Genomic DNA, 19514 nt, shown 5'->3' with positions numbered 1-19514 from the left:
CTGCCAAGCAAAAAACGTTATTCAGCTAAATTTTTAACTCCTGTATGGGGGAAAACATGGTTGCATTAGATAAAGATTTGCAATCCCGACAACTGGCTCGCGAGCTAGTTCGTAACGCGAAAAATGCGCAACAACAATATGCGAAATTTTCGCAGGAAAAAATCGACAATATAGTCAAACACATTGCATTTGAAGCTGCTCGTCACGCAGAAGAGTTGGCAAAAATGGCCTGCGAAGAGACCGGCTTTGGTAAATGGCAAGACAAAGTACTGAAAAATACCTTTGCGTCATTGCGTGTGTATGAACATATGAAAGACCTAAAGACCATTGGCATTATCAATGACGATAAAGTGAAAAAAGTCATGGATGTAGGGGTGCCTTTAGGGGTTATTACAGCGTTAGTGCCTTCCACTAACCCAACGTCAACCATTATCTATAAAACCTTAATTGCACTGAAAGCAGGTAATGCGATTATTTTTTCACCGCACCCTAATGCGAAACAGTGTAGTTTCCGCGCGCTAGAAATTGTCAAAAAAGCCGCACTAGAAGCGGGAGCACCTGAGGGAATTGTTGATGGTGTGACATTGCTGACATTGGAAGCGACAAAAGAATTAATGCACAGCAAAGATGTGTCATTAATCTTAGCTACTGGCGGTGAAGGAATGGTGCGTGCGGCTTATGCATCAGGCACACCAACTATCAGTGGTGGTCCTGGTAATGGCCCTGCCTTTATCGAGCGTAGTGCGGATATCAAAAAAGCAGTGAGCGATATCATCACCAGTAAAACATTTGATAATGGCGTGATCTGCGCTTCAGAGCAATCCATCATCGTAGAACGTTGTATTTATAACGAAGTTCACCGTGAGCTATTAGCGCAAGGTGCTTATTTTATGAATGATGAAGAAGCAGCGAAAGTCGCTTCTATGTTATTGCGCGCTAATGGCACGATAAATCCTGCGGTGGTTGGTAAAGATGCTATCTATTTAAGCCAGCGCGCCGGTTTTACTGTACCTGCTAATACCCGCGTCTTAATTGCACTACAAGATACTGTTTCACCGAAGAATCCCTATTCACGAGAAAAACTGTGTCCAATCTTAGGTATGTATATTGAAGAAGATTGGCAATCAGCCTGTCATCGTGTGGTGCAATTGCTCACTAACGAAGGCTTAGGTCATACCTTAGTGATCCATACCCAAAATGAAGATGTTATTCGTCAGTTCTCTTTAGAAAAACCCGTTAATCGTATTTTAATTAATACTCCAGCGGCATTAGGTGGTATTGGCGCAACAACCAATATTACTCCTGCGTTAACCCTAGGTTGTGGTGCGGTAGGCGGTGGTTCTAGCTCAGATAACGTCGGCCCGATGAATTTACTGAATATTCGTAAAGTCGGTTATGGGGTACGTAGTGTTGAAGAGTTAAAACAACCTTGTCCATTAGCACAAGAAGCTGCTCAACCTGCTGTTTCTAGCGCAAATTACCACACCAGCATTCTTGATGATGATCGTTTTCGTTCACCTTCTTTAACCCCTGTTCATGCGGAATGTGCAACAGCACAACGTCAAACACAAGGTGATGATCGCTTTGGCGCGTCCCCTTATACAACGACAGTCAGTGCGTGTGCACAACAAGTGATTGAACAAGGTGAGATCACCGAAGAGAACGTGGAGCGCATTATCAAAGAAGTTCTCGGACGTCTGGGTAAATAACTCATTGATAGAAGGCGATATAAACCATGATCCTCGCAAAGGTAATCGGACACGTAGTCGCGACACAAAAAAGCCCTGAGCTGAAAGGAAGCAATTTATTAATGATAGCGACCTTAGATGATGAGCTTAATCCACTGAAAAATAAAACCTATGTTGCAGTGGATAGTGTGGGTGCAGGTATCAACGATGTGGTGTTGGCTGAAGAGTACTTCGCACTAAACAAAGATCGTTACAAGGCGATGTCCGTGGTTGCCATTGTTGAGAAGGTTTATCGGGACAGTAAGGAGTAATAACGACATGAGTGAGTTTCTGATAAAACCCAAAATTCAGTTTGGCACCAATGCACTGAATTTTCTCTCTGGGTTAACTGCCCGCCGCGCATTTGTGGTGACAGATAAAGCAATGGTGAAGTTTGGCTTTGCAGATAAAGTCACTGAAAAATTAATGCAACGAGGTATTGAGTTTCAAATCTATGATGATGTTGCATCAGATCCTGATATTTCTGCCATTGTCAGTGGTATGAAAATAATGGATGCCCATTATCCTGATTTGGTTATCGCACTCGGCGGTGGATCTGTTATCGATGCTGCTAAAGCCGTTATGTACTCCCTCTGGCATACCCGTAAAGAGCACAGTAGAAGTAAACCGCAATTTATTGCGATCCCCACGACCAGTGGTACTGGCTCTGAAGTGACCTCTTTTTCAGTGATCAAATCACGCAGTGAAAAACTGGTATTGGTCGATGAGTTTATGTTGCCTGATATCGCGATCCTCGATCCTGAACTTGTAAAATCTGTACCTCCTGCAATTACCGCTGATACGGGTATGGATGTCCTTTGCCATGCATTAGAAGCTTATGTGTCTAAAGCTGCATCTGATTTTTCTGATGCGATGGCAGAAAAAGCCGTCAAATTAGTGTTTAGCCATCTGCTTGATTGTCATCATCAAGGGGATAACTTACTTGCTCGCGAAAAAATGCACAATGCATCTTGCATCGCAGGTATGGCATTTACTAATGCGTCGCTAGGTATTACACACAGTCTTGCCCATGCATTAGGCGGTGTTTTTCATGTCCCTCATGGCCGTGCGAATGCGTTATTGATGACACATGTTATTGCCTTTAATGCCAATCTTCATGGTGATTGTAATAGCGAAGCAGCGAAGCGCTATGCCTACCTTGCCCAAAGTTTAGGATTACCTGCGCAGACGGTAAAAGAAGGCGTTATCAGCCTTATTGTCGCCATTAATGTATTGAAAGATGAAATGGGTATGCCGAAGAGTATTCGCGATACCGGTGTCAGTGAAGCGGACTTTTATGCCCGTTTAACGGAAATGGTCGGACAGGCTTTACGTGATAGCTGTACGCCGACAAATCCGCGTGACGTAAACACACACCAATTAGAAACATTGTATCGTCAGGCATTTGCCGGTGTATCACACAGTTAATGCTCAATTAATACCGATTAGGTCTAGTAAAGAACATCAGGAGAGCCTCACATGGCCAAATATTCTTTGACGCCACGCGTAAAAATGCTGGCAGAACGTTTAGTTTCACGTAACAGTTCTATTAGCACAGAGCGTGCGACGATTTTTGATTCATTAGATAACAATATTGCCGGTGTGCCCCAAGCGATTAAACCTGCACAACGCTTTTATCAGTTTATTCGTCATTTTCCAAGCTATATCGCTCAAGATGAGCTTATTATCGGTAGCCAATCCTCAACACCACGTGGTGCGATTTTCCACAGCGAAGAAGAAGTGCGTAGTGACTCTATTTATCGCTTTTTAAGTATCAATAATAGCGTTGCATCACCTGATTATATGCTGGTGGTGAATCAAGGTTTCTTAGCCATCAAAGCACAACTTGAAGATAGAATGAGAAGCATTGGTAGTGCAGTAAATCGTAGCAGTATGGATGAAGCCAATTTCTGCAAATCGGCGATTTATGCATGTGATGCGGCACTTTATTTTGCACAACTACTGTCAGCTAAAGCAGAAAATTTAGCAGCAATGGAAGACAATCCATACCGTAAAGCTGAATTATTAGAAAGCGCGGCTATTTTACGTAAAGTACCCGCTAAGCCAGCAGAAACCTTTAAAGAAGCGGTACAAGTTTTCTATTTATTACAGCTTATTCTTCATCTGGAAAATGGTAGCTACGCTATCAACCCAATGGGCTTTGATAAAGCACTATACCCATTCTATCAACGTGATATTGACCAAGGTCGTTTAACGCCAGCACAAGCTTATGAGATTGTTGAAAGTCTTTGGCTAAAACTGGCTGAGCTATCCGAAGTGCGCGCAACGAAAGAAGTCGATGGCTATCCAATGTTTGATGCCATGACCCAAGGTATCGATATTAACGATCCTCGCGTCAGTATTAACGAACTTTCAGAAATGTTGTTATCAGCGCGCGCTAATCTATCAGCATTACACAGTTCACTACAAGTCCGTTTATATAACGGTCGTATGAATACACCACCGCAATATGCTTCACCTTCAGCCAATGTTGTTACACCGGCGACCGCAAATGGTGAGTTGACTGTAATGGAAGGCTTAACTCCTCGTCTACAGCGCCTGCGTAATCGTTATTTAGAGGCTCGCCCTAGTGTTTCAATTTATAGAGCATTAGCCTTTACTGAAATTGCTCGCAATAATCCTGGTTTACCCCCTATTTTATTGCGTGCTAAAGCTTTCCGCCGTGCTTGTGAAACCGCACCTATCTTAATTCAAGATGAAGAGCTTATTGTGGGACATCCTTGTGGGAAACCGCGTGCTGGCGCTTTCTCTCCTGATATCGCATGGCGTTGGGTACGTGATGAACTCGACACCATGAGCACGCGCCCACAAGATCCATTCCAAATTTCAGAAGAAGACAAAAAAGTCATTCGTGAAGAGATAGTGCCATTTTGGGAAGGTCGCTCTTTAGATGAAATTTGTGAAGCGCAATACCGTGAAGCGGGTGTATGGGAATTCAGTGGCGAAACCTTTGTCAGCGATCTCTCTTATCATCAAATTAATGGTGGTGGTGATACTTGCCCCGGTTATGACGTGCTGTTATTCACCAAAGGGATGAACGGTATTAAAGCCGATGCACAAGCGAAATTGGCTGAATTAAGCATGGAAAATCCTGCTGATATCGACCGTATCTACTTCTATAAAGCGTCGATTGAAAGTTGTGAAGGTGTTATCGCTTATGCTCATCGTATTGCCGAGCATGCCCGTGAATTAGCCTCTAAAGAGAGTGATCCACAACGTCGTGAAGAGTTATTAACCATTGCTCAAGTCAATGAAAATGTTCCTGCTAATCCACCAAAAACATTGCAAGAAGCACTGCAAAGTATCTGGACTGTAGAGTCATTGTTTGAAGTTGAAGAGAACCAAACGGGACTTTCTTTAGGTCGCTTAGATCAATACTGTTTCCCAATGTATGAAAACGACATTAAAACAGGCCGTTTAACGCGTGAACAAGCACTGGAAATGATGCAGGCCTTTATCATCAAATGTGCCGAATTAATGTGGATGTCTAGCGAGCTAGGCGCAAAATATTTTGCCGGTTATCAACCCTTTATCAATTTAACGGTGGGGGGACAGAAACGCTCAGGTGGCGATGCTTGTAACGATTTAACTTACTTGATTATGGACGCAGTACGTTTTGTGAAAGTGTATCAACCTTCACTGGCTTGTCGTATCCATAACCAATCACCACAGCAATATATGGAAAAAATCGTTGATGTGGTCAAAGCGGGAATGGGCTTCCCTGCCTGTCACTTCGATGATTCTCATATCAAGATGATGTTGCGTAAAGGCTTCGACTTTGAAGATGCACGCGATTACTGCTTGATGGGCTGTGTTGAACCACAAAAATCAGGTCGTATCTATCAATGGACATCAACGGGTTATACCCAGTGGCCTATTGCCATTGAATTTGTATTAAATCGTGGTCGTATGGTGCTGTTTGATAGCTACCAAGGCTTAGACACCGGCGATTTACGTGATTTACGTACTTATGAGGATTTCGATCGCGCGGTTAAAGAGCAAGTCGCACATATTATTCGTTTATCAGCAATTGGTACGGTTATCAGCCAGCGCGTTCACCGTGACATTGCCCCAAAACCACTTATGTCGCTATTGGTTGAGGGATGTATGGAGCAAGGTAAAGACGTGACAGCGGGTGGTGCGATGGTTAACCACGGGCCGGGTCTGATCTTCTCTGGTTTAGCCACTTATGTCGATTCTATGGCGGCAATTCGCAAACTGGTTTATGAAGACAAAAAATATACCTTAGAGCAAATACGTGACGGCTTATTAGCTAATTTTGAAGGACACGAAGAGTTACTGCGTGACTGTTTAAATGCACCGAAATTTGGTAACGACGATGATGTTGTTGATCAATATGCGTTAGATATTACCGAATGGACTGAACGTGAATGCCGTAAATATAAAATGCTCTACTCCACATTTAGTCACGGTACGTTATCTATCTCTAATAACACGCCAATTGGTGAATTAACCGCAGCAACACCAAACGGCCGTTTAGCATGGAAACCATTATCAGATGGGATCAGCCCTACACAGGGTGCAGATAAACATGGCCCCACTGCCATCATTAAATCCATTAGCAAGATGAATGTTGAAACCATGAATATCGGTATGGTTCATAACTTTAAATTCCTCAAAGGCTTGCTAGATACCAATGAAGGGCGCCAAGGATTAATTACCTTATTAAGAACTGCCTCTATTTTGGGTAATGGTCAGATGCAATTTAGCTATGTCGATAATGAAGTACTGAAAAAAGCCCAATTAGAGCCTGAAAAATACCGCGATTTAATTGTCCGGGTTGCTGGCTACAGTGCGTACTTCGTTGAATTATGTAAAGAAGTTCAGGATGAAATTATTAGTCGTACAGTGATTGAGAAATTCTGATCATAGACCCAAGGAGGGCTAAGAGTCCTCCCTATTAATCGCGACAAGACAAGATGTAAATTTATCGAACAAGGATGTTTGATGCAGATTTGGAGGCGTAAAGATGGAGACGGCAGCAGAAATAAGAGGGCGGATATTTAATATCCAAAAATACTCTATTTATGATGGTGATGGTATTCGTACTCTGGTTTTCTTAAAAGGCTGTAATATCCGCTGCCCTTGGTGTTCAAACCCAGAAGGTCTTAGCAGTGAATTTCAGGTGATGTACTCTCGCGATAAATGCGTGGATTGCGGTAAATGTGTTGATGTGTGTCCGGCTGGTGTGCATTACATGACAACCAATGAGCAAGGGCAGCAAGTTCATCGCGTTGATCGCGCCGTTGATTGTATTGGATGTCGTCAATGTGAAGAAGTGTGTCTTTCTGATGCACTGGATATTATGGGCAAAGATGTCTCTGTATCTGAATTGATGGACATTATCATGCAAGATTACGACTTCTATATCTCTTCCGGCGGTGGTGTCACAATCGGTGGCGGCGAAATGAGTTTACAAACGGATTTTGCTGTAGCTCTGCTACGTGAATGTAAAAAGATGATGATCAATACTGCGGTGGAAACACAAGCAACCACTAATGTGGCTAATTATGAAAAATTAGCGCAAGTCGTTGATCAGTTTCTAATTGATATCAAACATATTGATACTACTCAGCATAAAGCATTATTTGGCATTGGTAATGAGAATGTCCGCCGTAATTTAGAGCGTTTGATGGATCTCGGTGCAAATGTGGTTATCCGTATGCCTTTAGTGCGAGGTTATAACGACTCTTATGATGCGATTACTGGTGCAATTAACTACGCCATGGCGTTGTCAAAACGCGGTAATCTTCAGCGCATCGATATTCTACCTTATCACCAATTTGGCCGTAATAAATACCAAAAATTGGAGATGATCTACCCCATTAAAAACGATCCGGGATATACGCCAGAAGAGCTCGATCGCTTAGAAGCCTTCTTTAAACAATTTGATTTTGAGATCCGTCTTGTCCGCCACTAATCAGTAGGAGAGAAAGATGAACAGTTTAGGTGTGATTGAAACACGCGGATTAACCGCTGCGATCCAAGCTGCTGATGTGGCTTGTAAAGCTGCCAGTGTTGAAATTATCGGTTATAGAAAAATTGGATCAGGGTTAGTTTCTGTCTGTTTTCAAGGTGAGATCAGTGCGGTAAAAACAGCGGTTGAGCATGGTGTAGATGTGGTGAGCCAAAAAGAGTTGGTTATCGGATCACTCGTCATAGCAAGACCTGAGCCAAGTGTTATCACCAAATTGCTGACAATAAAAGGTAAGAAAAAAAACGCTGTTATTAGTGAAGAAACACAACAGAATGCGTTCAAAACGCTGGCTGAAAACAGGGTTGAAACTGTCATAAAGCACGAAAGTGGCGATAGTGACGCGACAAAAAAAGTTGCAGAACGACTGGCTCAAAATAGTGCCCCTGAAACTAAAGCAATGACAGCAGATAAAGCACCAAGCAGTAAAAAAGAGAGTAAACCTGAAAGCCGTAAAGGTAAAAAATAATGATTAATCAACAACTAATGGGAAAAATTCTCACTCGTTTAAATATCCCCAATGTGGGAATGGGCATAAATCAAGGGATCGCTATTCCTGTTGGTATTTCTAATCGACATGTACATCTTTCACAACAAGATGTAGATGCGTTATTTGGCCACGGCTATCAGATCACCCCGTTTAAAGATCTAAAACAACCGGGACAATTTGCCGCCAAAGAGTGTGTGATGGTAGTCGGGCCTAAAGGCTCTATCAGTAAAGTTCGTGTTTTAGGGCCGGTTCGTCCACAAAGCCAATTAGAGATTTCAAAAGCTGACTGTTTTGCATTAGGTATAACGGCACCCGTGCGTGGTTCTGGTGATTTAGCAGGCTCCGGTAATGCAGTTTTGATGGGGCCTGCGGGATATGTGGAATTAAAACAGCAAGTTATTTGTGCTCAGCGTCATATTCATATGAATAATATTGATGCTAGAGCGTTAAATGTGACCAATGGTCAGAAAGTGCATGTAAAAACAGAGGGTGAACGTAGCCTGATTTTTGATGAAGTGATTGTGCGCGTCAGTGAGAAATTTGTATTGGAATTTCATATTGATACCGATGAGGCAAATGCGGCAGGACTTAGAAATAACGACAGCGTGTTTATTGTCAGCTAAGACCATGAGGTGAGGTAATGGACAATCAACTAATTGAACGGATTGTTGCAGAAATAGAAAAGCGTATAAAAAAGCCGGTGTTGTTAGTTTTAACACCGGCGCCGGGATATCGTGATGAAATCTATCAACGCATTAGCCATTTTTCCACTGTACGAGCCTCTATTTTTGTTACCACACAGGCACAGCAATGTCATGATTTATCGCAGTGGTGTCATGTAGGGGATATCACTAAAGCCGATGAGTTTGATCCCCATAGGTTATCCGCTTATCAGGCATTATTTATTCCCTATTTTGACAAAAAGCTGGTGGGGGAAATTATTAATGGGTTAATGATTAGTGAAGAAGGAACACTTATTCATTCCGCATTGGCTAAAAATATTCCTATTATTGCATTACCTTATTTTTGTCAGCCAAACAGTGAAATTAATGAAATTTTAGGTTTAAACCAAAATGAACACTATAACTTAGTGCTAAAACAGAATATTGAACGATTAATATTAATGGGTATTACTTTTTGCTCAATAAATGAAGTTGAAGATAATTTAAAAAAGAATGCTTTTGATCACAAGTTAAAATTTATTAATAAAACGGAAACAAAACAACCGAATAATAATCGCTATATTACTTTGAAACAAGTAATGAGTAACCCTGAAAAATATCAATTATCACAAGATAAATTAACCGATTCTGCTATTGAATATTTAAAAAGTTTGAAAGATTAAAATATACCATATCTAAAAATTTAGGAGTCTTATTATGTCCCCAAAAGCAAAATCATGGCTTTGGATGCTGGCGGTTATTATTTCAGAAACCTCAGCAACCTCGACCTTAAAAATGTTTGATAATAGTGAAGGAATAACAAAGACATTATTATTAGGATTAATTATTGTTCTTTATATTGTTTGTTATTATTCATTATCTCGTGCAGTTAAAAATATCCCAGTAGGCTTAGCTTATGCCACCTGGTCCGGAACCGGTATCTTAGTTGTATCTACTTTAGGTATGGCATTTTACGGTCAACATCCTGATACGGCTGCTATTATTGGTATGGCAGTTATTGCCAGCGGGATCGTCATTATGAATCTGTTTTCGAAAATGGGTTCCGAAGAAGAGCCAGAAGAAACGACGGAGTTACCGAATATAAAACAGACTGCATCGTCAGTGAATAAATAAATCTATTTTTTAATAATCTATATTTAATAAAACTATTTTTTTAATAAATAAGTACTTTATTAAAATAAATAAGGATAACCATTATGTTTACCGGATTCTTATGGCTGGCGCTGTCTATTGGTTCTGAAATCACGGGCACCTCAATGATTAAAAAGACCAATGGCTTTAGTAAATTAGCCCCCTCTGTTTTAGTGATTGCCGCTTACTGTATTTGCTATTTCGCCTTAACACGTGCAATGGGCTATATCCCTGTTGGTGTGGCATATTCCTTGTGGTGTGGATTTGGTATTGTTGGGGTAACATTAGTTGCCATGATTTTATATAAACAAAAACCCGATCTACCCGCTATATTCTCAATGGCATTGATTATCTCTGGTGGGATAATTATGAATACCTTTTCAACGATGTAAGATAAGTTTATAAACAAGAGACTAAATTTTCTTTTAATTTTAAATGCCGATATGTTATTCAACAATATCGGCATTTTTATATTCACTCATATTTATTTCTTAAAATGAATATGATTGAGAAAAGATGTTTTTTTTTATATTTTAAAGTTTTTATCAATATAAAATTTGGAGACTATTATGTAAAACTAAGTTAGAAAAGGGTGATATATGTTAAGAATAATACCTGATGCGAGAGCAAAATTTAATAGCATAAGAAATTTTTTAGGAATAAAAGATCCCACGGGAAATCTTAATGTCAGTAGTGTTAAGAATACCAGTACTAGTACTATATGGTATGTAAGTGATTTATCTGAAAAAAAATATTTGTTCCACAGGTTTCATTAAAATTTAAAAAAGTAAATAATATCCAAAGATTAGTATCTACAGAAGTTCTTAAAAGATTATATTATGTTGCAAACTCACCTCAATATGATGAAAATAATTATCAATGTATACCTGATTCTAGATATAGAATACGATATTGTAAAAAAACTTTAATAGAATCTAATGGGGTATTATTACCTGCTAATAATGTGAGTGTTAAGAACTCTCCTTATACGACTATTGCAAGCCAATATCCTCTTAATGATAAAGAGAGTTTAAAACATTATTTTAATATGTTATTTGATAATGATATAAAGACAGTTTATGTTTTAGCCTCGAATAATGATATTGAAGACGATTTCTCAAAACCTAATCATGAATGTAATGAAAGCACTCCTCAGCAGAAAGGGTTTAAATACTTTAGAGGGAATTTTTATTCAGATAATATAAAATGTTGCAGCTCTAGTAAGTGGGATTTCAGTCGTTTTAAAATAAAAGGTGAAAATGGGAAATTTATAGAAAATAATAATGGAGAAAATAAAATTTTAGGAGATGATAGAAAGTTAGATTGCAAAGTATATACTAAGAAATTGACTAAAGAAGGTAGTGATAAAGAGAAACAAATAAAATTTGTGCATATTTATAATTGGGAAGACCATAAAGCAATAGATGCGACAAAATTAAAAAATACAATTAATTATATTGGCAAGAAATTCACAGTAAACCCAACAAAAGAAAATATAGCTGTCCATTGTCTTGCGGGATTAGGAAGAACAGGGGAATTTATTGCTTTAATGGAAATGATGAAAATGATAGAGGAAGGAAATACAAAAACAAAAAGCTTAGAAAGTATTCTCGTTCACTTAAGGGAAAATCGCAGTTGGCAGCTACTTAAAGTTAACGCACAAGTTGATGAGCTGATTAAGTTTGCAATAAATCATAACATTCCTTTAGTCAATGATAATACTAAAATAAAATAATATTTATTCAAAAAATAACTATAACCATCCCCATTGTATTTACAATGGGGATGGGTTTACGACATTACCGTTTTTAATTTTTATTGCTCAATGATTTGCTGTAACTGTTTTTGACGCTCAGTCTGCGCGCTGACTTGATGGTTTCGTGCTAAGAAGCTGTACATTGTGGGTAATACAAACAGCGTAAATAGCGTGCCAACTAACATACCTGATACAATAATCAACCCTAATCCATAGCGACTATTCGCTCCAGCACCACTGGCAAATAGCAGAGGAATAAGCCCGATAACCATTGCTGCCGTAGTCATTAAGACAGGGCGTAAGCGGATTTTTGCTGCTTCAACAATCGCCTCACGTCGATTTAGATTTTTATGAACTTGCAATTCATTAGCGAACTCCACCATTAAAATACCGTGCTTACTGATAAGTCCTATCAAGGTGACTAAACCAATTTGAGTGTAGATATTTAATGTCACCATACCTAAAGCTAATGGTACTAATGCACCACAAATTGAGAGTGGTACCGTAATCAAAATAATCAATGGATCAACCAAGCTTTCATATTGTGCGGCTAATACCAAATAAATAATGATAAGGGCGGCAATAAACGCAAAGACTAAGGTATTTCCTTCTTGGGTAAATTGGCGAGCATCAGATTGCCAATCATGGCTAAAGCCAGCGGGTAAGGAATTTGCCACATTTTCAAGAAACGCAACAGCTTGCCCCATGGTGACACCCGGAGCCGGAATAGCTTGAAATATAGCGGCATTTTGTTGATTAAATTGCGTTAATTTATTGGGTTCAACTTGAGTGGTAATATTGACCACGGTTGATAATGGAATTAACAGGTTATCTTGAGTACGAATATAGTGCCCTGCAAGTGCTGCCGGGGTTAAACGTTGTTGACGTATACTTTGGGGGATCACATCATAAGAGCGACCATCCATACCAAAGCGATTGATATAGTGTTCACCCACTAATAAGGATAGTGATTCGCCAATATCTTGCATGCGAATACCAAGGGTATTGGCTTTGGCACGATCAATAGTGACCTGTACAACAGGGTTGTTGTAATCAAGATCACTATCCACTACGACAAATAGACCACTTTCTCGTGCTTGCTGTTTGATCTCTTCCATCGTGTCAAATAAAACGGGATAACCTAATGGGCTACGTAACACCATTTGGACAGGTAATCCGCCGACAGAGCCAGGTAATGATGCTAATTGAAAAGCAAAAATACTGCTTCCTTCAACATCCGCAACACGATTTTGTAGGTCTGCCTGAATTTGATTGGCATTACGATCTCGACCTTTCCAACCATCAAAATTAATCCCACCAAAGCTTGCTGAAGGGCCATCAGTACCATTGATGATCCATGTGCTGTCTGTTTCTGGTAGGCTCATATAAATATCATCAAGTTTCTGATTGAAATGTTCCGCATAGGCAAGATTTGCATGTTGTGGTGCTTTTACCGCGGTTAAAACGCTCGCTTGATCTTCTAAAGGTGCTAACTCTTGTTTTGTCTGGCTATATAAAAACGGCAAACTAACAAACACGGCTAAGGCGAAAACGACGGTTAACCAGCGATGGGTTAAAGAAAAATTAAGCAAATAGCTATAGTAATACGCCAATTTATCAAAGGTATATTCGGCTATTTTAGCCATCCTGCCTTCATTTTCTTTCGGTTTGAGCATTAATGAGCTCATGACCGGAGATAAGGTTAATGCCACAATACCCGATACAATGACACTACCAGCAAGCGTTATGGCAAATTCTTTAAACAGTGCACCAGTTAATCCTGACATGAGACCGATTGGCGCGTAAACGGCGGCTAAAGTGATGGTCATGGCAATAACCGGCCCCGCGACCTCTCGTGCCCCCACTAATGCGGCCTGCACTGGTGATAATCCCTCTTCAATATGACGATGTACGTTTTCAACCACTACTATTGCATCATCGACAACTAATCCAATGGCTAAAACCATAGCTAGCAAAGTAAGCAAATTAATACTAAAACCAAATGCCAACATTAATCCGGCTGCCCCCAACATAGATAAAGGGATAGCAAGCACAGGAATAATTACAGAACGTAATGAGCCTAAGCAGAGATAAATAACAGCAATAACAATTAAAATGGCTTCAATTAATGTTTGCACCACCTGATCAATAGAAGCTTTAATAAAACGTGAAGTTTCAAAGGCCAGCTCCACATTTACACCTGGTGGGAGTGTTTTTTCTATATCAGTAAGGTTTTCGCGAATACCATCAACAATGATTAACGGGTTACCTGTTGGTGTTGGAAATAGGCCTAAGAAGACGGCTTTTTTGCCATTCATGATGCCACTGGTTTCAGTAGCAGCCGCACCTAGCTCGACGGTGCCAATATCACGTAGACGTATAAGATTATGGCCATCATTGTGGATCACCATATCTTTAAATTCTTCCACATTGGTTAAATCGGTATTGACATAAACATTCGCAATAACAAACTCACCTTCGACCTTCCCGGGAGCTGCTTGGTAATTATTACGGCGAATGGCATCAGCGACATCACTAGCAGTTAAGTTTCGCCCCGCTAATTTATCAGTATCTAGCCATACACGCATTGCCAGTTGTTGTCCGCCAAAGACTTGTACTTTGGCGACCCCATTAATGGAGGAAAACATCGGTTCAACTACACGAGACAGATAGTCAGTTAATTCTGGAATAGAAATTTGCTCACTGGAAAAGCCAACATAAGCGACTGCGGTTGATTCACCAGAAGAAAGTTCAATCACAGGATCATAAGCTTGTTCTGGCAATTTATAGCGTACTTGATTGACCTTGGCCATCACTTGCGTTAATGCTTGTGTCGGATCGCGATTTAACTCCATTCTTACCGTGACAAAACTTTTTCCTTGTACTGAAGATGAAGAAATATAATCAACGCCTTCCACCGAAGAAACGGCTTGTGTAATAGGCTGAGTCACAAAACCTTGCATCAGTTCAGACGATGCGCCAGGGTAGTCTGTTGCAATGGTAATCGTTGAGTTTTGTAACATGGGGTATTGGCGAATAGGTAGTTTACTGAACGCAAATGCGCCCAGTAAAAAAATCAAGGTGCTAACTACTAACGCTAAAACAGGTCGTCGCACAAAAATATCAGTGAATTTCATGAAACACCCCTGTTATGGTTGACGAGTAGTAGATTGGGCCAGTGTTAACGTATCTTGCTCAATGGGGGCTATTGAGGTGCCATCACTAAGTTTGATTTGCCCTGAGGTAACAACTTGATCTCCCTGATTTAAGCCTTCTTTGATCTCGATAAGGCCGTTGTAGCGCAATCCAACTTTCACAGAGACACGCTTAGCGATAAGGTTTTTTTGATTGTCAGATTGCGCTACAAACACGGTATCCCCATAGGCAGTATAAGTAACCGCTGTCTCTGGTACGGTTAATGCCTGATGACGAGTAGGGGAAGTAACTTGAACACGAGCAAACATGCCCGCTTTTAATTTGTTATCGGTATTCGGTAAAATGGCTTGTACTTGCACAGTGCGAGAAGGGCCAATAAGAGGGTCTATGGCATTAAGTGAGCCGGTAAATGTTTGATTAGGGTAAGCATCAACTGCAATATTAATAGGTTGATGAGTTGAAAGCTGTGGCGCCACTTGCTCATCGAGTGAAAAGTTAAGTTTTAAGTGGCTTGCATCCACTAATGAGGCAACACGTTCCCCTGCATTTAGATACTGTCCTTCATGCACGAGTTTTATGCCGACAATACCATCAAAGGGAGCTTTAATTGTTTTTTGTGCAATGCGCGCTTTCACTTCACGGATAGAGGCTACAATCATATCGCGCTCTGATAACGTACTATCTAACTGTGCTGCTGCAGCCACATTTTTACTATAAAGTTGGCGAGTTCTTGAATAAAGTTTTTCTGCATTAGTTAGTTGTGCTTGTAGGCGTAATAATTCTGCTTGCTCTGGCTCATCATTTAATTTTACTAAGATTTGTCCCGCGGTGACGGTTTGTCCTGATGCAAAGTGGATCGTGGCGATGCGCCCATTTGTTTCTGACGCTAAATAGACTTGTCTAGCGGCTTCCAATTCTCCAACACCATGCATAGTATTAGGTAATTCAGCAGATTGCGCGGTTGCTAATGCCACTTTTGTTGGTGGATAAGCGAATGGCTGTGTTTCATCTTCATCAGATCCCATTGTTGCATAAACCATTGCCCCTGCACTTAATAAAAATAGTGAGGCACATAAAGTTAACGTCAATTTCTTATTCATTTTACCGCCGATCCCATAGTGAAGTTTTTATCTATTTTTAGGGTGTTATGAGTTAAATTTTTTCCATAATGCTCTGAAGTGGCTAGCCATTGCGGTTGCCATTAGTCCTCCAATCACAGAGGTATGCTCTATCGCAAAATACATGGATAACATCGCTTTATCGCCGGTCATATTCCAAAACGTATGTACAATCACAATGGTTAAAAATAAGAAAGTGGCTAATGCGCCAGCACCTAACCATAGGTAACGATCAAAAAGGACTAAAATCGATCCAGCGAATAAAACAATGGCGCTGGCAAGATTAAAAAACCAATCAGGGTTTAACCCTGCGGCACGCATCTCTGCCAAACTATTCTCATAATCAAATACCTTGGCAAAGCCCGATGATAAAAATAACAATAGAATTAGCACTCTTGCGACAATCCATAATGTTTGGCTTTCAAGAATACGTGCAATTGAGTTAGGCATGTATCAGTCCTCAATAAACTTAAAAATAAAAATCAGACAATTGGCTGACTTGACTTTGTATTGGGACAGGACTATAAAACCTCAAGTTGACTTGAGGTCAAGTGAAAAATAAAAAAGGTAGCAAATGAGTAAAGAGAAAATAGATTTTAATCGAGCGCTCACGGTTGGCGAAGTGGCAAAACGCAGTGGTGTACCCATCTCTACACTGCATTTTTATGAAGAAAAAGGATTGATAAAAAGTTCTCGGAGCCCTGGAAATCAGCGCCGTTACCCGTCAGTGGTACTCCGTTATGTGGCAATTATTAAAGCAGCGCAGAGTACAGGTATTCCATTAAAAGAAATTCAGGAAATATTAGGGAAATATCCACCAAATAGTAAATTAACTGCAGAACAATGGCATGAAATATCAACGGATTGGAAAATACGGCTCGATGAGCGTATTCGGCGTCTTAAGCGATTACGTAATGGACTTGATCACTGTATTGGCTGTGGATGCCTATCATTAAATGATTGCCCATTACGTAACCCTGATGATATTTTAGGGGAAAAAGGGCCTGGTGCTCAAATGTTATGATCACAATGAAAATGTCACCCTATCAGGCTTAAAAAAACCTTCGAATTCATTATTGTTATCGATCATACCTAATAATTCTTGGGTGACTTGATGGTAAAAACCTTGATAAGAGAGCCGTGAAATTAGTGCTTGATTAATTAAGTTTTTATTTTCATGATGCTCTAATTCACTTTGTTGGTGTGCATAAACTAATAAGGCTATTTGTCGCTTCTCTTTTAACGTTTGATTACCTCCATCTTTGACATCAAATTGGTCTAATAAAGTAAGAATATCATTAGCATGGCTAAGATCTGCCTTGCTTAAATCTTGATAGAAAGTCAGTTTCAAATTTTCGATAAGAGGATCTGAGCCTTTTCTCGGCATATTATTTACATTAGATAAAGCCGAGGGAGAGTTATATACCTGCTGTGCGCGGAAAGGATCAATTTTCATTGTTACCCTCGTTTAAAATGGTTTTTTTTGAAGAGAGATCGTCTGAAGGTTCAAATGTATTGATAAAATTTAATAGCAGTTGTTTGATGTTTTGCTCAAAAATCGGTTGATAAGTTTCAGAAAAAGGCCGATGAAATTGTGTTCTTAGATCGTTGAGAAATATGGCAGGATCAAAAAAAGTAATTTGATCACCGATATGAATAGCAATGGTCTTGTTGCTATGGCAGTTTAACTTAATATTGCTATTGTCGAGTTCACTCTCAAAATAGCGCTGTAGTGTTGTGGGAATATCGAGTGTCACTTTTTGCTCAAGAGGAACAGATGACATCAGATATTGAGTGAGTTTAACTTGTATTTCAGGTGAATCTAAGAATTCCCCGATCGTTGCGACGAGTTGTTCTCGTTGCTGAAATTCATATTGTACAAATTTTTCTTGATATTCAATTGAGAATTTTATGATATCAGCTAATAAAACCTGTAATCCTTTAGCATAAGCTTCGTTAGCTACCTTATTACGAAGTTTATCTAGTTTATGATTAAAGTGATGCAGCATTTTTTTTGCTGCCTGCTTGGTCGCTAATGTTGTTTTATGAATATTATCGAGCTGTCGTATATAGTGAGCTCGTATTAATACACCTTCACAGGTATATTTTAAAAGGTTATCAGGTAACAAACGTAGCATAATCTAATACCAGTAAAAAAAGTGTAGGAGGTAAAACAAGTGATTTAGGAAATTCAATATTAATTGATAAAGATTTTGGTGAAAAAAGTAATTTAAAACGTTGAGCTAGTGCGTTCGATATTAGCTTAATAAAATTAAATAGTAATTGATAGCCAATATCTATGGGGGCAATATCTTTTAGTGACACTAATATTTTGCTATCGACAGTCCTATTTAACATAGGATAGAGAGCTAAAAAGGCTTTTAATGCAGGTTCTAAATGATAATAATTTTGTGCTAATAGCGTATGACGAGAATAAAAATAACCTAAAAATAAAGCACAACGAGGAAGAGTGTGCCAATGAGTAAATATTTTTTCTACGGTAGTATCAATCTTACAATCAATATGTAGTATAAGTTGATATTGCCCAATTAAATGACGATTAGCTATTTTTTGCCATAGGGTATTTTCTTCTGGCGATACTAATACATCGTAGTCTGAATGGATATAACTTAACGGTTCATACATTACATTAGAGATCAATTTAAATTGTTCAGCAGTCAGATTACTCATTCTCGCTTACCATTTTATTGACTTGTTTACGGCGATAAATAATCAATATGACCACAATTATTATAATTAAACTAATTACTGATAACCCTATGAGTAACCAAGAGTTACTCAATGATGTCGTATTATCTTGGTGAAGTTGATTATTTAATATCGTAAATTTATTGATATTCCGTGGATATAATAAAACAGTAATATTACTCTCATCCATATCATTAAAAGCATTATGGATAAAAGCGCGAACATCGTCACTTAGCTGATCACTATCTATCATGCCATCTTCATAGAAAACTAAAGCAGAAGCATGAGGTGTTGGCGTTATACGATCATTTGATGATAGTGGATAACTGACATGTACTCTCGCATCGATAAGATGATCAATGGTTAATAATGATTGTTCTAACCGTTGCTCAATGGCTGAAATTAAACGTGCTTTTTCAGCTTGAGGCGATGAAACTAATGCATCTGATGGAAATAATTGTGTAATTTCAATACGAGAAATTGTTGGTAATTGATATTCTTCTAATATTTGAATAGCAATCCCTATATTTTCCTTTTTAACAGAGATCTCAAATAATCCTTTTCCTAACGCAGTACGAGTACTTGTTATTTGGTGTTTCTGTAACACCGCTTGAATTTCAGTTGCTTGCCTTTGACTTAAATTAGTGAGCAGTGATTGATCCTTACAACCGTTTAATAAAGGAAGTAAGCAACATAAAAATAGTAATAACAAATACCGTCTATTCATT

The 19514-nt window shown here is 39.3% G+C and carries 19 protein-coding genes; 12 read left to right on the top strand and 7 right to left on the bottom strand.

The annotated features are described in order from the left end of the window. The first annotated feature begins 56 nt into the window (after positions 1 to 56). The 11 genes from GWI58_RS04940 (at position 57) to GWI58_RS04890 (ending at position 11782) form a co-directional block, all read left to right on the top strand. Positions 57 to 1709, top strand: a complete 1653-nt coding sequence (locus tag GWI58_RS04940; protein ID WP_161768960.1) for an acetaldehyde dehydrogenase (acetylating) — start codon at positions 57 to 59, stop codon at positions 1707 to 1709. Positions 1710 to 1735: 26 nt separating this feature from the next. Then, positions 1736 to 1999, top strand: coding sequence for a EutN/CcmL family microcompartment protein (locus tag GWI58_RS04935; RefSeq protein WP_004245867.1), 264 nt, complete (start codon positions 1736 to 1738; stop codon positions 1997 to 1999). A gap of 7 nt (positions 2000 to 2006) precedes the next feature. Further along, positions 2007 to 3155, top strand: coding sequence for a 1-propanol dehydrogenase PduQ (locus GWI58_RS04930; protein WP_004245865.1), 1149 nt, complete (start codon positions 2007 to 2009; stop codon positions 3153 to 3155). 51 nt (positions 3156 to 3206) lie between these two features. Further along, complete coding sequence (gene cutC, locus GWI58_RS04925; RefSeq protein ID WP_161768959.1) at positions 3207 to 6635, top strand: choline trimethylamine-lyase; 3429 nt, start codon at positions 3207 to 3209, stop codon at positions 6633 to 6635. A 103-nt stretch (positions 6636 to 6738) separates the two neighbouring features. After that, positions 6739 to 7689 (top strand): choline TMA-lyase-activating enzyme, encoded by a 951-nt coding sequence (cutD, locus tag GWI58_RS04920; RefSeq protein ID WP_004245863.1) that lies wholly within the window; start codon positions 6739 to 6741, stop codon positions 7687 to 7689. A 16-nt stretch (positions 7690 to 7705) separates the two neighbouring features. Next, on the top strand, positions 7706 to 8212 hold the full coding sequence (locus GWI58_RS04915; protein ID WP_161768958.1) for a BMC domain-containing protein: 507 nt from the start codon (positions 7706 to 7708) through the stop codon (positions 8210 to 8212). Next, entirely contained in the window at positions 8212 to 8856 is a 645-nt protein-coding gene (locus GWI58_RS04910) for a phosphate propanoyltransferase (protein WP_161768957.1), read from the top strand. Before GWI58_RS04915 ends, GWI58_RS04910 begins: the two co-directional genes overlap by 1 nt. Positions 8857 to 8873: 17 nt before the next feature. Next, entirely contained in the window at positions 8874 to 9578 is a 705-nt protein-coding gene (locus GWI58_RS04905) for a hypothetical protein (protein WP_094959356.1), read from the top strand. Between the two features lie 34 nt (positions 9579 to 9612). Then, positions 9613 to 10029: a DMT family transporter gene (locus GWI58_RS04900; protein ID WP_094959355.1), complete on the top strand. Its 417-nt coding sequence runs from the start codon at positions 9613 to 9615 to the stop codon at positions 10027 to 10029. Positions 10030 to 10112: 83 nt separating this feature from the next. Continuing rightward, the gene (locus tag GWI58_RS04895) at positions 10113 to 10439 is read left to right on the top strand and encodes a DMT family transporter (protein WP_004245856.1); all 327 of its coding nucleotides are present in this window, start codon (positions 10113 to 10115) and stop codon (positions 10437 to 10439) included. 359 nt (positions 10440 to 10798) lie between these two features. Next, positions 10799 to 11782, top strand: coding sequence for a protein-tyrosine phosphatase family protein (locus tag GWI58_RS04890; protein WP_337247328.1), 984 nt, complete (start codon positions 10799 to 10801; stop codon positions 11780 to 11782). An 80-nt stretch (positions 11783 to 11862) separates the two neighbouring features. Here GWI58_RS04890 and GWI58_RS04885 read toward each other — a convergent pair whose 3' ends face one another. Genes GWI58_RS04885 through GWI58_RS04875 form a run of 3 tightly spaced genes read right to left on the bottom strand, consistent with a single transcriptional unit; the run spans position 11863 to position 16527 of the window. Then, entirely contained in the window at positions 11863 to 14940 is a 3078-nt protein-coding gene (locus GWI58_RS04885) for a MexW/MexI family multidrug efflux RND transporter permease subunit (RefSeq protein WP_110229535.1), read from the bottom strand. Between the two features lie 12 nt (positions 14941 to 14952). Beyond that, on the bottom strand, positions 14953 to 16059 hold the full coding sequence (locus GWI58_RS04880; protein WP_094959352.1) for an efflux RND transporter periplasmic adaptor subunit: 1107 nt from the start codon (positions 16057 to 16059) through the stop codon (positions 14953 to 14955). A gap of 45 nt (positions 16060 to 16104) precedes the next feature. Then, complete coding sequence (locus GWI58_RS04875; RefSeq protein WP_004245852.1) at positions 16105 to 16527, bottom strand: DoxX family protein; 423 nt, start codon at positions 16525 to 16527, stop codon at positions 16105 to 16107. 124 nt (positions 16528 to 16651) lie between these two features. On the opposite strand from GWI58_RS04875, the gene soxR reads away from it, so the two are divergent. Further along, complete coding sequence (gene soxR / locus GWI58_RS04870; protein ID WP_004245851.1) at positions 16652 to 17101, top strand: redox-sensitive transcriptional activator SoxR; 450 nt, start codon at positions 16652 to 16654, stop codon at positions 17099 to 17101. On the opposite strand, the gene GWI58_RS04865 is transcribed toward soxR, so the two are convergent. The 4 genes from GWI58_RS04865 to sctJ are packed head-to-tail and all read right to left on the bottom strand — an operon-like array spanning position 17102 to position 19513. Further along, entirely contained in the window at positions 17102 to 17533 is a 432-nt protein-coding gene (locus tag GWI58_RS04865; protein ID WP_161768956.1) for a hypothetical protein, read from the bottom strand. Next, positions 17523 to 18215 carry a type III secretion protein gene (locus GWI58_RS04860; RefSeq protein WP_094959350.1) on the bottom strand — a complete coding sequence of 231 codons (693 nt, stop codon included), beginning with the start codon at positions 18213 to 18215 and terminating at the stop codon, positions 17523 to 17525. Before GWI58_RS04860 ends, GWI58_RS04865 begins: the two co-directional genes overlap by 11 nt. After that, positions 18196 to 18768 (bottom strand): type III secretion protein, encoded by a 573-nt coding sequence (locus tag GWI58_RS04855; RefSeq protein WP_110229534.1) that lies wholly within the window; start codon positions 18766 to 18768, stop codon positions 18196 to 18198. Before GWI58_RS04855 ends, GWI58_RS04860 begins: the two co-directional genes overlap by 20 nt. After that, positions 18761 to 19513, bottom strand: coding sequence for a type III secretion system inner membrane ring lipoprotein SctJ (gene sctJ / locus GWI58_RS04850; RefSeq protein WP_017628504.1), 753 nt, complete (start codon positions 19511 to 19513; stop codon positions 18761 to 18763). The genes GWI58_RS04855 and sctJ overlap by 8 nt, the downstream gene beginning before the upstream one ends. Position 19514: the final 1 nt, after the last annotated feature.

It is taken from the genome of Proteus sp. G2674 (genome assembly GCF_009915195.1).
Classification (GTDB): Bacteria; Pseudomonadota; Gammaproteobacteria; order Enterobacterales; family Enterobacteriaceae; genus Proteus; species Proteus mirabilis.
This window is presented reverse-complemented; position numbering and strand designations above follow the sequence as displayed.

Coding starts and splice junctions, on each gene's coding strand:
- GWI58_RS04875 (WP_004245852.1), bottom strand. CDS start 16,527: ATGCCTAACTCAATTGCACGTATTCTTGAAAGCCAAACATTATGGATT.
- GWI58_RS04905 (WP_094959356.1), top strand. CDS start 8,874: ATGGACAATCAACTAATTGAACGGATTGTTGCAGAAATAGAAAAGCGT.
- cutD (WP_004245863.1), top strand. CDS start 6,739: ATGGAGACGGCAGCAGAAATAAGAGGGCGGATATTTAATATCCAAAAA.
- GWI58_RS04940 (WP_161768960.1), top strand. CDS start 57: ATGGTTGCATTAGATAAAGATTTGCAATCCCGACAACTGGCTCGCGAG.
- sctJ (WP_017628504.1), bottom strand. CDS start 19,513: ATGAATAGACGGTATTTGTTATTACTATTTTTATGTTGCTTACTTCCT.
- GWI58_RS04865 (WP_161768956.1), bottom strand. CDS start 17,533: ATGAAAATTGATCCTTTCCGCGCACAGCAGGTATATAACTCTCCCTCG.
- GWI58_RS04930 (WP_004245865.1), top strand. CDS start 2,007: ATGAGTGAGTTTCTGATAAAACCCAAAATTCAGTTTGGCACCAATGCA.
- GWI58_RS04885 (WP_110229535.1), bottom strand. CDS start 14,940: ATGAAATTCACTGATATTTTTGTGCGACGACCTGTTTTAGCGTTAGTA.
- GWI58_RS04860 (WP_094959350.1), bottom strand. CDS start 18,215: ATGCTACGTTTGTTACCTGATAACCTTTTAAAATATACCTGTGAAGGT.
- GWI58_RS04910 (WP_161768957.1), top strand. CDS start 8,212: ATGATTAATCAACAACTAATGGGAAAAATTCTCACTCGTTTAAATATC.
- GWI58_RS04915 (WP_161768958.1), top strand. CDS start 7,706: ATGAACAGTTTAGGTGTGATTGAAACACGCGGATTAACCGCTGCGATC.
- GWI58_RS04880 (WP_094959352.1), bottom strand. CDS start 16,059: ATGAATAAGAAATTGACGTTAACTTTATGTGCCTCACTATTTTTATTA.
- GWI58_RS04855 (WP_110229534.1), bottom strand. CDS start 18,768: ATGAGTAATCTGACTGCTGAACAATTTAAATTGATCTCTAATGTAATG.
- GWI58_RS04895 (WP_004245856.1), top strand. CDS start 10,113: ATGTTTACCGGATTCTTATGGCTGGCGCTGTCTATTGGTTCTGAAATC.
- cutC (WP_161768959.1), top strand. CDS start 3,207: ATGGCCAAATATTCTTTGACGCCACGCGTAAAAATGCTGGCAGAACGT.
- GWI58_RS04900 (WP_094959355.1), top strand. CDS start 9,613: ATGTCCCCAAAAGCAAAATCATGGCTTTGGATGCTGGCGGTTATTATT.
- GWI58_RS04935 (WP_004245867.1), top strand. CDS start 1,736: ATGATCCTCGCAAAGGTAATCGGACACGTAGTCGCGACACAAAAAAGC.
- soxR (WP_004245851.1), top strand. CDS start 16,652: ATGAGTAAAGAGAAAATAGATTTTAATCGAGCGCTCACGGTTGGCGAA.